General features: G+C 69.0%; 14 protein-coding genes. 13 read left to right on the top strand and 1 reads right to left on the bottom strand.

Annotated features, from left to right (window positions below; genetic code table 11):
• Positions 1-31 precede the first annotated feature (31 nt).
• From rplJ to ABTZ89_RS24805, 13 genes are all read left to right on the top strand, one after another.
• Positions 32-559, top strand: a complete 528-nt coding sequence (gene rplJ / locus ABTZ89_RS24865) for a 50S ribosomal protein L10 (protein ID WP_270947555.1) — start codon at positions 32-34, stop codon at positions 557-559.
• A gap of 88 nt (positions 560-647) precedes the next feature.
• Positions 648-1034 carry a 50S ribosomal protein L7/L12 gene (gene rplL / locus ABTZ89_RS24860; RefSeq protein WP_270947556.1) on the top strand — a complete coding sequence of 129 codons (387 nt, stop codon included), beginning with the start codon at positions 648-650 and terminating at the stop codon, positions 1032-1034.
• A 322-nt stretch (positions 1035-1356) separates the two neighbouring features.
• The gene (locus ABTZ89_RS24855; RefSeq protein WP_270947557.1) at positions 1357-2595 is read left to right on the top strand and encodes an ABC transporter ATP-binding protein; all 1239 of its coding nucleotides are present in this window, start codon (positions 1357-1359) and stop codon (positions 2593-2595) included.
• A complete protein-coding gene (locus ABTZ89_RS24850; RefSeq protein WP_270947558.1) occupies positions 2592-3383 on the top strand; it encodes an MlaE family ABC transporter permease in 792 nt (263 codons plus the stop codon). Before ABTZ89_RS24855 ends, ABTZ89_RS24850 begins: the two co-directional genes overlap by 4 nt.
• Before the next feature lie 22 nt (positions 3384-3405).
• Positions 3406-4245 (top strand): MlaE family ABC transporter permease, encoded by an 840-nt coding sequence (locus ABTZ89_RS24845; RefSeq protein ID WP_270947561.1) that lies wholly within the window; start codon positions 3406-3408, stop codon positions 4243-4245.
• Positions 4242-5576: an MCE family protein gene (locus ABTZ89_RS24840; protein ID WP_270947563.1), complete on the top strand. Its 1335-nt coding sequence runs from the start codon at positions 4242-4244 to the stop codon at positions 5574-5576. Before ABTZ89_RS24845 ends, ABTZ89_RS24840 begins: the two co-directional genes overlap by 4 nt.
• A complete protein-coding gene (locus tag ABTZ89_RS24835) occupies positions 5573-6595 on the top strand; it encodes an MCE family protein (RefSeq protein WP_270947565.1) in 1023 nt (340 codons plus the stop codon). Before ABTZ89_RS24840 ends, ABTZ89_RS24835 begins: the two co-directional genes overlap by 4 nt.
• Positions 6592-7572: an MCE family protein gene (locus ABTZ89_RS24830; RefSeq protein WP_270947567.1), complete on the top strand. Its 981-nt coding sequence runs from the start codon at positions 6592-6594 to the stop codon at positions 7570-7572. Before ABTZ89_RS24835 ends, ABTZ89_RS24830 begins: the two co-directional genes overlap by 4 nt.
• Positions 7569-8741, top strand: a complete 1173-nt coding sequence (locus ABTZ89_RS24825; protein ID WP_270947568.1) for an MCE family protein — start codon at positions 7569-7571, stop codon at positions 8739-8741. Before ABTZ89_RS24830 ends, ABTZ89_RS24825 begins: the two co-directional genes overlap by 4 nt.
• A 176-nt stretch (positions 8742-8917) precedes the next feature.
• A complete protein-coding gene (locus ABTZ89_RS24820; protein ID WP_351048774.1) occupies positions 8918-10051 on the top strand; it encodes an MCE family protein in 1134 nt (377 codons plus the stop codon).
• The gene (locus ABTZ89_RS24815) at positions 10051-11154 is read left to right on the top strand and encodes an MlaD family protein (RefSeq protein WP_351048771.1); all 1104 of its coding nucleotides are present in this window, start codon (positions 10051-10053) and stop codon (positions 11152-11154) included. The genes ABTZ89_RS24820 and ABTZ89_RS24815 overlap by 1 nt, the downstream gene beginning before the upstream one ends.
• A 15-nt stretch (positions 11155-11169) precedes the next feature.
• Entirely contained in the window at positions 11170-11679 is a 510-nt protein-coding gene (locus ABTZ89_RS24810; protein WP_270947571.1) for an Rv1363c family protein, read from the top strand.
• 37 nt (positions 11680-11716) lie between these two features.
• Positions 11717-12748, top strand: coding sequence for a hypothetical protein (locus ABTZ89_RS24805; RefSeq protein ID WP_351048764.1), 1032 nt, complete (start codon positions 11717-11719; stop codon positions 12746-12748).
• A gap of 42 nt (positions 12749-12790) precedes the next feature.
• On the opposite strand, the gene ABTZ89_RS24800 is transcribed toward ABTZ89_RS24805, so the two are convergent.
• Positions 12791-13357 carry a CHAT domain-containing protein gene (locus ABTZ89_RS24800; protein WP_351048761.1) on the bottom strand — a complete coding sequence of 189 codons (567 nt, stop codon included), beginning with the start codon at positions 13355-13357 and terminating at the stop codon, positions 12791-12793.
• Positions 13358-13512 lie beyond the last annotated feature (155 nt).

Below are 13512 nucleotides of genomic sequence, written 5' to 3'. Positions count from 1 at the left end.
GGATCACAGTCGGAGATAGAGAGGAGGCGACATGGCGAAACCCGACAAGGTCGATGCGGTCTCCGAGATCGCTGAGAAGTTCAACACTTCGACCGCTGCGGTCGTGACCGAGTACCGCGGGCTGTCCATGGCGCAGCTGTCCAAGCTGCGCCGGGCCCTCGGCGAGGGCGCGACGTACCGTGTCGCGAAGAACACGCTGGTCAAGCGTGCCGCCGAGCAGTCGGGCGTCGAGGGTCTCGACGACCTGTTCGTCGGCCCGACCGCGATCGCCTTCATCGAGGGCGAGCCGGTCGACGCTGCCAAGGCCCTGAAGGAGTTCACCAAGGACAACCAGTCCCTGGTGATCAAGGGCGGTTACATGGACGGCCGCGCGCTGTCCGTGTCCGAGGTCGAGAGCATCGCCGACCTCGACTCGCGCGAGGTCACGCTGTCCAAGCTGGCCGGTGCGATGAAGGCCAAGATGGGCCAGGCCGCCGCGCTGTTCGCCGCGCCGGCGTCCCAGGTGGCTCGGTTGGCCGCTGCCCTGCAGGAGAAGAAGGGCAGCGACGCCGACGCCTGAGTCCCCCGTGGGATGCAGTTGTCGGTCGCAAGAACTCCCCTCCCGGGTGCCGTCGGCGCTCGGGGACTGAACTGAAAGGAACGCCGCCGTGGCGAAGCTGAGCAACGAAGAGCTGTTGGACGTCTTCAAGGAGATGACCCTCCTGGAGCTGTCGGAGTTCGTGAAGCAGTTCGAGGAGACCTTCGACGTCACCGCCGCCGCTCCGGCCGCCGTCGTGGCCGCCCCGGGCGCCGCTGGTGCTGCTCCGGCCGCTGAGGAGCAGGACGAGTTCGACGTCATCATCGAGGGTGCCGGCGACAAGAAGATCCAGGTCATCAAGGTCGTCCGCGAGATCGTCTCCGGTCTGGGCCTGAAGGAGGCCAAGGAGCTGGTCGAGGGCGCTCCGAAGGCCATCCTGGAGAAGGTCGAGAAGGAGAAGGCCGAAGAGGCCAAGACCAAGCTGGAAGAGGCTGGCGCCTCCGTCTCCCTGAAGTGAGCCGAAGCCCGTGACCGAACCCCGCTCCGCGGAATTCGGTCACGGGCTTCGGAGGAGTGATTCCTCCTCCTGACTCACGGTGAAAGGACGGGTACCCGCAGTTGCGGGTGCCCGTCCTTTTTTGCTTCGTGGAATTGCGAATCCCGGTCATTCGGACGAATCCAGATTCCTCGGCAATTCAAGTGAACTGGCGAGTAACCCCTTCGCGTCGAGCTCGTTGCACAGGTGTGACGCTGATGACCTTCGTTGTCCGCGTCACATGTGCCAGGCTGCGTCTTCGGGGTGGCCCGGCCGAGTTGAATTCGAGGACGCGGAGGTGCGGATGGGCGTCGAGGTGGTTGTCGATGGGCTGTCGAAGTCCTTCGGCTCGCAGACCATCTGGCGGGACGTCACGCTGACGCTTCCTCCCGGCGAGATCAGCGTGCTGCTGGGGCCTTCGGGAACCGGGAAGTCGGTTTTCCTGAAGTCCTTGGTGGGTCTGCTCAAGCCGGAGGAGGGCAAGGTCGTCATCAACGGTGTCGACATCTGCACCTGCCCGGAGAAGGAGCTCTACGAGGTCCGGAAGCTGTTCGGCGTGCTGTTCCAGGACGGTGCGCTGTTCGGGTCGATGAACCTCTTCGACAACATCGCCTTCCCGCTGCGCGAGCACACCCGCAAGAACGAGTCCGAGATCCGCCGGATCGTGCTCGAGAAGATGGAGATGGTCGGTCTCCTCGGCGCCGAGGACAAGCTGCCCGGCGAGATCTCCGGCGGTATGCGCAAGCGCGCCGGTCTGGCCCGCGCACTGGTGCTGGACCCCGAGATCATCCTGGTCGACGAGCCCGACTCGGGTCTGGACCCGGTTCGCACCGTGCTGCTGAACCAGCTGATCGTCGACCTCAACGCGCAGATCGACGCGACGATCCTGATCGTCACCCACGACATCAACACCGCCCGCACCGTGCCGGACAACATCGGCATGCTCTACCGCAGGCACCTGGTGATGTACGGCCCGCGCGAAGTGCTGCTGACCTCGCCGGAGCCGGTGGTGGTGCAGTTCCTCAACGGTCGCCCGGACGGGCCGATCGGGATGAGCGAGGAGAAGGACGCCGGCGAGAACGAGCTGGCGCGGCTCAACGAGCTGTCCGTGCCGCCGATGATGGCGCAGCTGGAGGTCACGCCCGGCATGCCGGAGCGCTCCGCGGTGCGCCGCCGGAAGGACCGGGTGCTGCGGCAGCTGGGCACGCTGGCGCCGTCGGCGCAGCAGGAGATCCTGAAGACGCTGACGCCCGAGGAGCTCGCGCTCTACGGGCACTCGGCTCCCGCGACCGGTGCCTGGCCGCAGAGCGGCGAACCCGCGTGGCCGCAGCAGCACACCGAGCCGGTCCGGCCGCAGGCACCGCAGCCCCCGGCCCAGCCGCTGCCGCAGTCCGAGGTCGCCGACGTGCCGCAGCAGGTGCGCCCGTCGCCGCACCCCCGGGACCCGGAGGCTCCGCCGTGGGCCGCCGGCGCGTCGGAGGCGGAGCCGGAACCGGCCGAGTCGCGTCGCCGGTGGTTCGGACGCAAGCGGGGTGAGCAGTGAGTTCGCCTTCGCAGGCGCAGTTCCCGGGCGCGGGCGGCTTGCGCGAGACCGGGCGCTTGTTCGCGCTTGGCCTGGACGTCATGCGGTCGCTGCCGAAGCGGCCGTTCCAGCTCCGCGAGTTCATCCAGCAGTGCTGGTTCATCGCGAGCGTGACGATCCTGCCGACCGCGCTGGTGTCCATCCCGTTCGGCGCGGTGATCGCGCTGCAGCTCGGGTCGCTGACCCGGCAGATCGGTGCGCAGTCGTTCACCGGTGCGGCCAGCGTGCTGGCGATCATCCAGCAGGCCAGCCCGATCGTGACCGCGCTGCTGATCGCCGGTGCCGGTGGTTCGGCGATCTGCGCGGACCTGGGTTCGCGGACGATCCGCGACGAGATCGACGCGATGGAGGTGCTGGGCATCTCGCCGATCCAGCGCCTGGTGGTGCCGCGGGTGCTGGCCGCGATGCTGGTCGCGGTGCTGCTCAACGGCATGGTCAGCGTCGTCGGCGTGCTGGGCGGTTACACGTTCAACGTGATCATGCAGGGCGGTACGCCCGGCGCCTACATGGCGAGCTTCAACGCGCTCGCACAACTGCCCGACCTGTGGATCGGCGAGCTGAAGGCGCTGATATTCGGCTTCCTGGCCGGGGTGGTGGCCGCCTACCGCGGCCTGCACCCACCGCCCGGCCCGAAGGGCGTCGGGGACGCGGTGAACCAGTCGGTGGTGATCACGTTCCTCCTGCTGTTCGCGGTGAACTTCGTCCTGACCACGCTCTACCTGCAACTCGTGCCCCCCAAGGGCATGTGATCCGGCCGCCTGGGGAAGTGACATGGTGACGATCTCTCAGCGCGCCAAGCGCGCGGCCCGGCGGCCGCTGCAACTGCTGGACGACCTGGGCGACCAGCTGTCGTTCTACGTGCGGTCGCTGGTGTGGATTCCGCGCGCGATCACGCGCTACGCCAAGGAGACGCTGCGGCTGCTGGCCGAGGTGAGCTTCGGCAGCGGTGCGCTCGCGGTCATCGGCGGCACGGTCGGCGTGATGATCGGGTTGACCCTGTTCACCGGCACCGTGGTCGGTCTGCAGGGCTTCGCCGCGCTGGACCAGCTGGGCACCTCGGCCTTCGCCGGGTTCGTCTCGGCCTACTTCAACACCCGCGAGATCGCGCCGCTGGTGGCCGGGTTGGCGCTGTCGGCGACGGTCGGTTCCGGGTTCACCGCGCAGCTCGGCGCGATGCGGATCTCCGACGAGATCGACGCGCTCGAGGTGATGGGTGTGCCGAGCTTGCCGTACCTGGTGACCACGCGGGTGATCGCCGGGTTCATCGCGGTGATCCCGCTGTACGTGCTGGGCCTGCTCACCTCGTACGTCGCGGCGCGCGGCGTCACGATCTACCTCTACGGCCAGTCCGCGGGCACCTACGACCACTACTTCAACCTGTTCCTGCCTCCCGAAGACGTGCTGTGGTCCTTCGGGAAGGTGCTGGTGTTCAGCGTCGTGGTGATCATGACGCACTGCTTCTACGGCTACCGGGCCAGCGGAGGCCCGGCCGGAGTCGGCATTGCGGTGGGTCGTGCGGTGCGGACCGCGATCGTGACCACCGCGCTGCTGGACTTCTTCCTCAGCCTCGCGATCTGGGGCACCACTACGACGGTTCGGATCACCGGATGAGTACCCGAGGGAAGATCGTTCGCCGCCGGGTCGCGGGCCTCGCGTTCCTGATGTGCATGGTGCTGTTCGTCAGCCTGACCGTGGCGTCCTACCAGAAGGCGTTCACGTCCAGCGTGGACGTGGTGCTCAAGGCCGCGTCGACGGGCAACCAGCTGCTGCCGGATTCGGACGTGAAGGTGCGCGGCATGGTCGTCGGCCGCGTGGTCGACGTGAAGTCCACAGGGGACGGTGCCGAGCTGCACCTGGCGCTGGAACCGGACAAGGTCCAGCACCTGCCGTCCAACGTCTCGGCGCGGTTGCTGCCGCGCACGCTGTTCGGCGAGCGCTACGTCTCGCTGGAGCTGCCCGACCAGGCCTCGACCACGACGCTGGCCGCCGGGGACGTCATCGAGCAGGACCGCACCAGCGCGGGCATCGAGCTGGAGAAGGTGCTGGCCGACACCATGCCGGTGCTGCAGGCGGTGCACCCGGACGACCTCGCGGTCACGCTGAACGCGCTGGACCAGGCGCTCTCCGGGCGCGGCAAGCAGCTGGGCGAGACGCTGTCGCAGCTCAACACCTACCTCGACGGCCTCAACCCGTCGGTGCCGGACCTGCAGCGCAACCTCAAGGAAATGGTCGGCGTCGCCCAGACCTACGAGGACGCCGCCCCGGACGTGCTGGAGGCGCTGGACAACTTCAGCACGACGGCGCGGACCCTGGTGGACCAGCGGGAGAACCTCAAGACCCTCACCGGCCAGCTCACCACCACGGCCGGCGACACCACCGAGTTCCTGAAGAACAACCGGAACAACCTCATCCAGCTCGGCGAGGCGCAGCGGCCGACGCTGGACGTGCTGGCGAAGTACTCGCCGGAGTACAAGTGCTTCCTGGACGAGATGGCGGACTACGTGCCGCGCATCCGGAAGGTGTTCGGCGAGGGCACCAATGAGCCCGGCCTGCACATCACGCTGGAGGTCGTGGCGCACCGCGGGAAGTACCGCCCGAACCAGGACGAGCCGATCTTCGGCGACAAGCGCGGTCCGCGCTGCTACAACCTGCTGCCCGCACCGGACCCGTTCCCGGAGTACCCGCCGGACGGCCCGTTCAACGACGGTGCGACCCCGCCCGCGCCGTCGCGCCAGGTCGACCAGGGCCAGAACCCGCCGCAGGCGGGCGAGGGCTACCTGCCGGCGGGCACGTCCTCGCAGTGGGTGAACTCCCCGGCGGAGCGGGACATGGTGTCGATGGTGCTGGCCCCGGCGATCGGCCGCGACGCAGCTGACGTGCCCGAGTGGGGTTCGCTGCTGGTCGGCCCGGTCCTGCGCGGAGCGGAGGTGAGCTACCGGTGAACGGTCGCAGCATCACCGGACCGCTGGTCAAGTTCCTGATCTTCGTGCTGGTCACCGTGCTGGCCACCGGAGTCCTGGTGCTGACCATCGCGAACAAGGACCTGCGCTCGGCGAAGACCTACAACGCGCGGTTCACCGACGTGACCAGCCTCAACGTGGGCGACGAGGTGCGCATCTCCGGTGTGAAGGTCGGCGAGGTGGAGAGCATCGACCTGGTCGACCGGCGGGTCGCCGAGGTGCAGTTCAACGTCGCCGACCGGCCGCTGCCGGCCACCGCGACGGCCACCATCAAGTACCGGAACCTGGTCGGCCAGCGCTACATCGCGCTCGAGCCGGGGCCCGGCGACACCGGCGTGCTGCAGCCCGGTTCGACGATCCCGCTGGAGCGCACCAAACCGGCGCTGGACCTCACGGTGCTGCTGGGCGGGTTCAAGCCGCTGTTCCAGGCGCTCTCGCCGGAGGACGTCAACAAGCTCTCGTACGAGATCATCCAGGTGCTGCAGGGCGAAGGCGGCACGGTGGAGAGCCTGCTGGCCCACACCGCCTCGCTGACCTCGACGATCGCCTCCCGGGACCAGGTGATCGGGCAGGTCATCGACAACCTCAACGGGGTGCTGGACACCGTCAACGCCCGCGACCAGCAGCTGTCCGAGCTGATCGGCCAGCTGCGCCAGGTGGTGTCGGGCCTGTCCGAGGACCGGAACGCCATCGGCGACGCGGTGACCGCGATGGACGGCCTGACCAACAGCACCGCGGGGCTGCTCACCGAGGCGCGTCCGGGGCTGCAGCAGGACATCGCCGGGCTCGGCTCGCTGTCGAAGAACCTCAACGACAACCAGGAACTGGTCGAGCGGTGGATGCAGAACATGCCGGGCAAGGTCGAGATGCTGACCCGGACGGCGTCGCACGGCTCCTGGTTCAACTTCTTCAACTGCAAGATGACCGGAACCGTGGGCGTCGGTGAGCTGAACCTGCCGCTGCCGCTGCAGCCGGTGTCCCAGCCGAGGTGCCAGCGATGACAGCTTTCTCCAAGCGCGACCCGCTCAAGATCGGCATCGGCGGCCTGCTGGTGCTGGTGATGATGTTCGTGCTCGCGATGAACTTCGAGCGGCTGCCGCTGGTCGGCGGCACCACCTACACCGCGCAGTTCACCGAGGCGGCCGGGCTGCGGCCGGACAACGAGGTGCGCATCGCCGGGGTGAAGGTGGGCACGGTGTCCGACGTGGAGCTGGAGGACGGCCACGTGCTGGTCAGCTTCCGGGTCAACGACGCCTGGATCGGCGACCACACCACCGCGGCGATCAAGATCAAGACGTTGCTCGGGCAGAAGTACCTGGCGCTGGACCCGCAGGGCGGCAAGGAGGCCGATCCGTCCGAGCCGATCCCGCTGCAGCGCACCATGTCGCCCTACGATGTGATCAACGCCTTCAGCGACCTGTCGTCCACTGTGGACAAGGTCGACACCAAGCAGCTGGCGGACAGCTTCCGCGCGATGTCGCAGACGTTCTCCAACACCCCGGAGGAGGTCGGCGGTGCGCTGGACGGGCTCTCCCGCCTGTCGCAGACCATCTCCTCGCGCGACGAGCAGCTGGAGCACCTGCTGAACAACACCGCGCAGGTGTCCAAGACCATCGCCGACCGCAACGGCGACTTCGAGAAGCTGCTCGCCGACGGCAACCTCCTGCTGGAGGAGATCCGGGCGCGGCGCGACTCGATCAGCCAGCTGCTGGACGGCACCCGCCAGCTGTCCCAGCAGCTCAGCGGCCTGGTCGACGACAACGCCGCGCAGATCGGCCCGACCCTGCAGCAGCTGGACCGGGTCACCAAGATGCTGCAGCGCAACCAGGACAACCTGAACCGGAGCCTGGAGATGTTCGCGCCGTTCACCCGCCTGTTCTCCAACGTCCTGGGCAACGGCCGGTGGTTCGACAGCTACGTCTGCGGTCTGCTGCCGCCCGCCGTCGGTCCGATCAACCAGAAGGGCTGCCAGCCATGACCAGCGCACGCCCCTCGCTCACCCGGGTGCTGTCGATCGCGGTGGTGCTCGTGCTCGTCGTCGCCGCCGCCATCTGGTGGCTGTTCTTCGGCGCCGCCGAGCGCAAGGTCACCGCCTACTTCAACGCCGCCGTCGGCATCTACGCGGGCGGTGACGTCCGGGTCCTCGGCGTCCCGGTCGGCACCGTCGACGAAGTGGTCCCGCAGGGCAAGCTGGTGCGGGTCGTGATGAGCGTGGACCGCGACGTCGACGTGCCCGCCGACGCGGGCGCGGTGGCGGTCGCGCCGAGCGTGGTCAGCGACCGGTACGTGCAGCTCACCCCGGTCTACAAGGGCGGACCGACGCTCGAGGACGGCGCGGTGATCCCGAAGGAGCGCACCGCGACCCCGGTCGAGCTGGACTCGATCTACCGCAGCCTCAACGACCTGTCCAGCGCGCTCGGCCCGAACGGGGCCAACGCCGACGGCGCGCTGACTGACCTGCTCAACACCGGCGCGGCCAACCTCGACGGCAACGGGCAGGCGCTCTCGGACACCATCCGCAACCTCGGCGAAGCAGGGACCACGTTGTCCGGCAACAGCGATCAGCTGTTCGCCACCGTCGACAACCTGCAGAAGTTCACCTCGATGCTGGCCGCCAACGACGACCAGGTGCGCCGGTTCAACACCCAGATGCAGCAGGTCAGCGGGTTCCTGGCGGGCGAGCGCGAGGACATGGGCGCGGCGATGGCCGAGCTCGCCGTCGCGCTGGGCAAGGTGGAGTCCTTCGTGCGGGACAACCGGGAACTGGTGAAGTCCAACGTGGACCAGCTGCACGGGGTGTCCGAGGTCCTGGTGAAGCAGAAGGAAGCGCTGCGGGAGTCGCTGGTGAACTCGCCGCTGGCGCTGTCCAACCTCAGCAACGTCTACAACGGGTCCTCCGGAACCCTGGACACCCGGATCGCCATCAACGAGCTGGCCCAGCCGCCGGCGGTCGCGGTGTGCAAGCTGCTGGAGCAGCAGGCCCCGGCCGACGTGCCGAAGGAGGTCAGCGACGCCTGCCAGTCGCTGCAACCGGTCATCGACGGCGTCGCGAAGCTGCCGACGCCGGCGGAGGCGCTGAACGCCATCCAGAACGGCAAGCTGCCGAACCTGCCGCTCCCACTTTCCCCGCAGGGAGGCACCCGATGAACCTCCACCGACTCCGCCGGGGCACCGGTCCGGAACCGCTCATCCGAGCACGGGGAACCGCAGTTTCAATGGAAACTGCGCCCGGCCCCTCACGGGAGACCGCAGTTTCAATTGAAACTGCGGACCACCGGACGCCGGGGAAGCGGCGCGCGTGGCGGGTTGGCGCGGCTGCGGCGATGGCTCTCGTGGTGTTGGGCGGGTGCAGTTCTCGTGGGGTTTACGACATGCCGTTGCCCGGTGGGGCCGATGTCGGCGACCACCCGTACGAGGTGAAGGTGCAGTTCAGCGACGTGCTGGACCTGGTGCCCAACGCCGGTGTCCGGGTCAACGACGTGCCGGTCGGCCGGGTCAGCGACATCGGGCTCGCCGACGGCTCCTGGGACGCCGAGGTGACGGTGCTGGTCAACGGCGACGTGAAGCTGCCCGCCAACGCCACCGCCCGGCTGCGGCAGTCCAGCCTCCTCGGCGAGAAGTACGTCGAGCTCGCCGGACCGCCCGAATCGCAGCCGCCGGTCGGCAAGCTCGCCGACGGCAGCGTCATCGCCCGGTCGAGCACCGGCCGCAACCCCGAGGTCGAAGAGGTGCTGGGCGCGCTGTCCATGCTGCTCAACGGCGGTGGTGTCGCCCAGCTGCAGAGCATCACCAAGGAGCTCAACGCCGCGATGGAAGGACGCGAGTCCGACCTGCGCGGCCTGCTGTCCAACTTGGACCAGCTGGTGTCCGGACTGGACGCCCAGCGCGACGACATCACCCGCGCCCTGGACAGCATCAACCGGCTCAGCGCCCGGATCAACGAGCAGCGCGGCAGCATCGACACCGCGCTGCGCGACCTGGAACCGGGCCTGCGGGTGCTGAACGAGCAGCGCACGCAGCTGGTCGACATGCTCAAGGCGCTGGACCGGCTCTCCGTGGTCGCCACCGACGTGGTCAACCGCTCCGGCGACGACCTGGTGCACAACCTCGACCAGCTCGCCCCGGTGCTCCAGCAGCTCACCGCGGCCGGGGACAACCTGCCGAAGTCGCTGGAAGTCCTGCTGACGTACCCGTTCCCGGACAACGTCACGGACGGCATCCAGAACAGCGACTACGTCAACCTCTACACCAACGTGAACCTCAACCTCACCGACATCCTGCAGAACCTCGGCCGCAGCAGGCAGCCGCTGATCCCGCTGCCGGACGCGGTGCAGAAGCTGCCGCTGCCGCTGGCGCCGTCGGCCGGGCAGAACACCCCGCCACCACCGCCACCCGGTGATCCGCAGAAGGACTCCGGCGGTGGCCTGCTGGGCTCGCTGCTGGGAGGTGGCCGCTGATGCTCACCCGTCGAGTTCGCCTGCAGATCATCGCGTTCGTCGCGATCGCCCTGGTCGGCGTCAGCTTCGCCGGCGCCCGCTACGCCGGGCTGGACCGGTTGTTCGGCCCGCGCGGCTACGTGGTCACGCTGAAGCTCGCCGACACCGGCGGCGTCTTCGAGAACGCCGAGGTCACCTACCGCGGCGTGCCGATCGGCCGGGTCGGCACCATCGAGCTCACCAGCTCCGGGGTGAACATCCCGCTGGACATCGAACCCAGCGCCCCGCAGATCCCGAACGAGGTCGAAGCCGTGGTGACCAACCGGTCCGCGGTCGGCGAGCAGTACGTGGACCTGCAGCCCAAGCGGGACGACGGCCCGTACCTGGAGCAGGGTTCGGTGATCACCCAGCAGTCGGCGACCACACCGCTGCCGGTCGAAACGCTGATGACCAACCTGGACGGGCTGGCCAACTCGGTGCCGGAGGAATCGCTGCGCACCGTGGTCAGCGAGCTCGGCACGGCGTTCCGCAACAACGGCGGCAACCTGCAGACCATCGTGGACACCAGCCGCGAGTTCATCTCCACGGCCCAGCAGCACCTGCCGCAGACCGTGCAGCTGCTCGAGGACGGCAAGACCGTGCTGGCCACGCAGAACGAGCAGGGCTCGTCGATCAAGTCCTTCGGCCGCGACCTCCGGCTGATCTCCGAGCAGCTGAAGAACTCCGACGGCGACCTGCGCGCGGTGATCCAGAAGGCCCCGCCGGCCGCCCAGCAGATCAGCGGGCTCATCCACGACAACCAGCAGCTCACCCCGCTGCTGACCAACCTGACCAGCACCTCGCAGCTGATCGCCAAGCACGTCGACGGCATCGAGCACGCGTTCGTGCTCTACCCGGCGGTCGTGACCCCGAGCCGATCCGTGGTGCCCGGCGACGGCACCGCGCACTTCGGCCTGGTGCTCAACGCGTTCGACCCGTTGCCCTGCACCAAGGGTTACGAGCAGACTGACCGCCGCAACGGCATCGAGATGGACCCGGTCCCGGTCAACACCGGGGCGCACTGCGCGGAGCCCCCGGGTAGCGAGACCTCGGTGCGCGGCGCGCAGAATGCACCCGGGCAGTAGGAGAGGAGCCGGAGAATGTCCGCAGGAACCCGACGGCGCCCGGTCGTCAGCCTGGTGCTGTTCGCGGTGAGCCTGGTCGCGTGCCTGGTCACCGGGGTCTCGTGGGCCCTGGCGGCCAACGATTCCTCGATCGCCTACGCCGAGGTGCGCGACGAAGCGCTGCGCGACGGGCAGAACGCCATGATCAACTTCAACACCCTGGACTACCGGGACGTCGAACGCGGCCTCCAGAGCTGGGAGGACCACTCGACCGGCCCGCTGCGCGACGAGATCCGCCAGAGCCGCAAGGACTACGCGACCCAGATCGAGCAGAAGCGCAGCACCACGACGGCCCGCGTCCTCGACTCGGGCATCGTCGAACTCGACGATCGAGCCGGAAAAGCGCGGATGATCGCGGTCCTCCAGGTGACGGTGAACGTCGAGGGGGAACAACCGGCCACCAAGCAGGACCGCTACCAGGGTGAACTGACCCGCGAAGGCGACACCTGGAAGCTCAGCGCCCTCGGCCTGGTGCCGGTGGGCTGACGGCGGACCGCGCGAGCAACACGAGGAGTACCCCCAAGTGCCAACCAACCGCCGCCCCGGCAAGCAGCAACCCCGCCGCCCCAAGGTCGCGGGCCTGCGAAACCGCCCGACGCACAACGAAGACGTCCCGACCAGAGCCGCCGGCGGTGATGCCGTCGCGGAGGCGAAGCCGGAGCGGGCGGATTCCGGCGGAGCCCCGGCGGAGGCTGTGGAGGCGGTCGCGGAGGCGATGCCGGAGCCGGCTGATGGCGGTGGAGCTTCGGCGGAGGCGGAGCCGGCTGATCGCGGCGGAGCTTCGGCGGAGGTCGCGGAGGCGGAGCCGACCGATGGCGGAGCTTCGGCGGAAGCGGAGCGTCGGGAGCCCGCGGAGGCGGAGCCGGAGCAGGTCGACGAGGTCGCGGCGGAGCGCGGCGAAGCCGTGGCGGACGCCGGTGGAGCCGCGGCGGCGGAAGCCGCCGAGCGGTCGGCGACCGGTGTCGCGGTGCTCGAAGCGGAAGCGGAGAGCGCTCCGGCGGCGGAGCCGAGCGACTCCGGTGGAGCTTCGGACGACGCCGAATCCGGTGCTACTGCGCGCAAGCCCGCTTGGGCGTTGTGGACCGCCACCGTCGTGCTCGCCGCGTTGGCGGTCTGGTTCGGCGTCGAGGCCTACTCGGCGCGCTACACCGGTGCTGCCGCGAACGAGGCGCTGGTGTCGGCCGGGGAGACCAGCGAGGTCACCGGTCAGGTCTCCGACGCCGTGGAGAAGCTGTTCTCCTACGACTTCAACGACACGGCCAAGACCGAGACGGCGGCGCGGGACCTGCTGACTGGCCCGGCGGTCCAGCGCTACCAAGAGCTGTTCTCGGTGGTCAAGGACCAGGCCCCGCAGCAGCAGCTGATCGTCACCACCACGGTGAAGGAGCGCTCCGTGACCCGCCTCCAGGGCGACCGCGCGGAGCTGCTGCTCTTCGTCGACCAGCACGCCAGGCGGGCCAACGCCCCCGGCGAGAACGCGGGTCCGGCCCAGATCTCGGTCAGCGCCGAAAAGCAGGGCGACACCTGGAAGATCAGCCAGATCACCCTCCGCTGAGCCCTCGTGAGCGTTTCGGGGCGCCATAGCACCCCGAACCGCTCACGGTCCGATGTGGACGTGGGCGGACCAGCGGGAGGGCTCGTCCGGGTAGTGGGCCCGGAGCTGGCGGACCGCGTTGTGCAGGGCGTAGGCCGCTCGGTCGGTGTCGAAGTGGTCGGTGAACAGGTCCGCGTAGACGTCCGAGTGGATCGCCACCGCGCTGTCCTCGTCGACCTCCCACAGGGTGCCGATGGCGTGGGTGAAGCCCGCGAAGCCCAGCGCCGCCGGGAGGGACACCGCCGCCGCGCAGGGCTCGTCGGCCGCCGTCGCGCACTGGCCGAGGTAGCAGAACTCCGCTTCGTCCAAGGAGATCTGGCCGAGCTCGACCAGGCCCAGCGGGCGCTGCGGGGCTTCGCGGTCCAGGAGCATGCCCGCCGCCGGTTGCGTCGGGAACTGCGAGCTCGGTTCGCAGACGTGCAGCCACGGGTGGTTCGGGATCATGCGCAGCATCTCCGCCGCGTTCGTCGTTTCCACTGCCGCGATCTCCGCTGACGGCCAGCTCTTGGCCAGGACCTGGTTCTGCCGCGGCAGCTCGCGGGCCACCATCTCCGCCGAACCCGCTGCCACCAGCGGGGTTCCGGACTCCGGGACCGGGCGTTCGCTCGCGCGCAGCAGGCAGCTCAGCGTCGGCGTGTACGAGGAGAAGTCCGCGCGCTCATGTCACGACCAGATCACGCGGTCCATTAACACAGCCGAGTGAACGGTCCGACTGTCAAGAACGG

It is taken from the genome of Saccharopolyspora sp. NPDC002686 (genome assembly GCF_040295745.1).
Taxonomy (GTDB): Bacteria; Actinomycetota; Actinomycetes; order Mycobacteriales; family Pseudonocardiaceae; genus Saccharopolyspora; species Saccharopolyspora oryzae.
The sequence above is the reverse complement of the archived record's forward strand: the minus strand, read 5'-3'. Positions and strand labels throughout refer to the sequence as shown.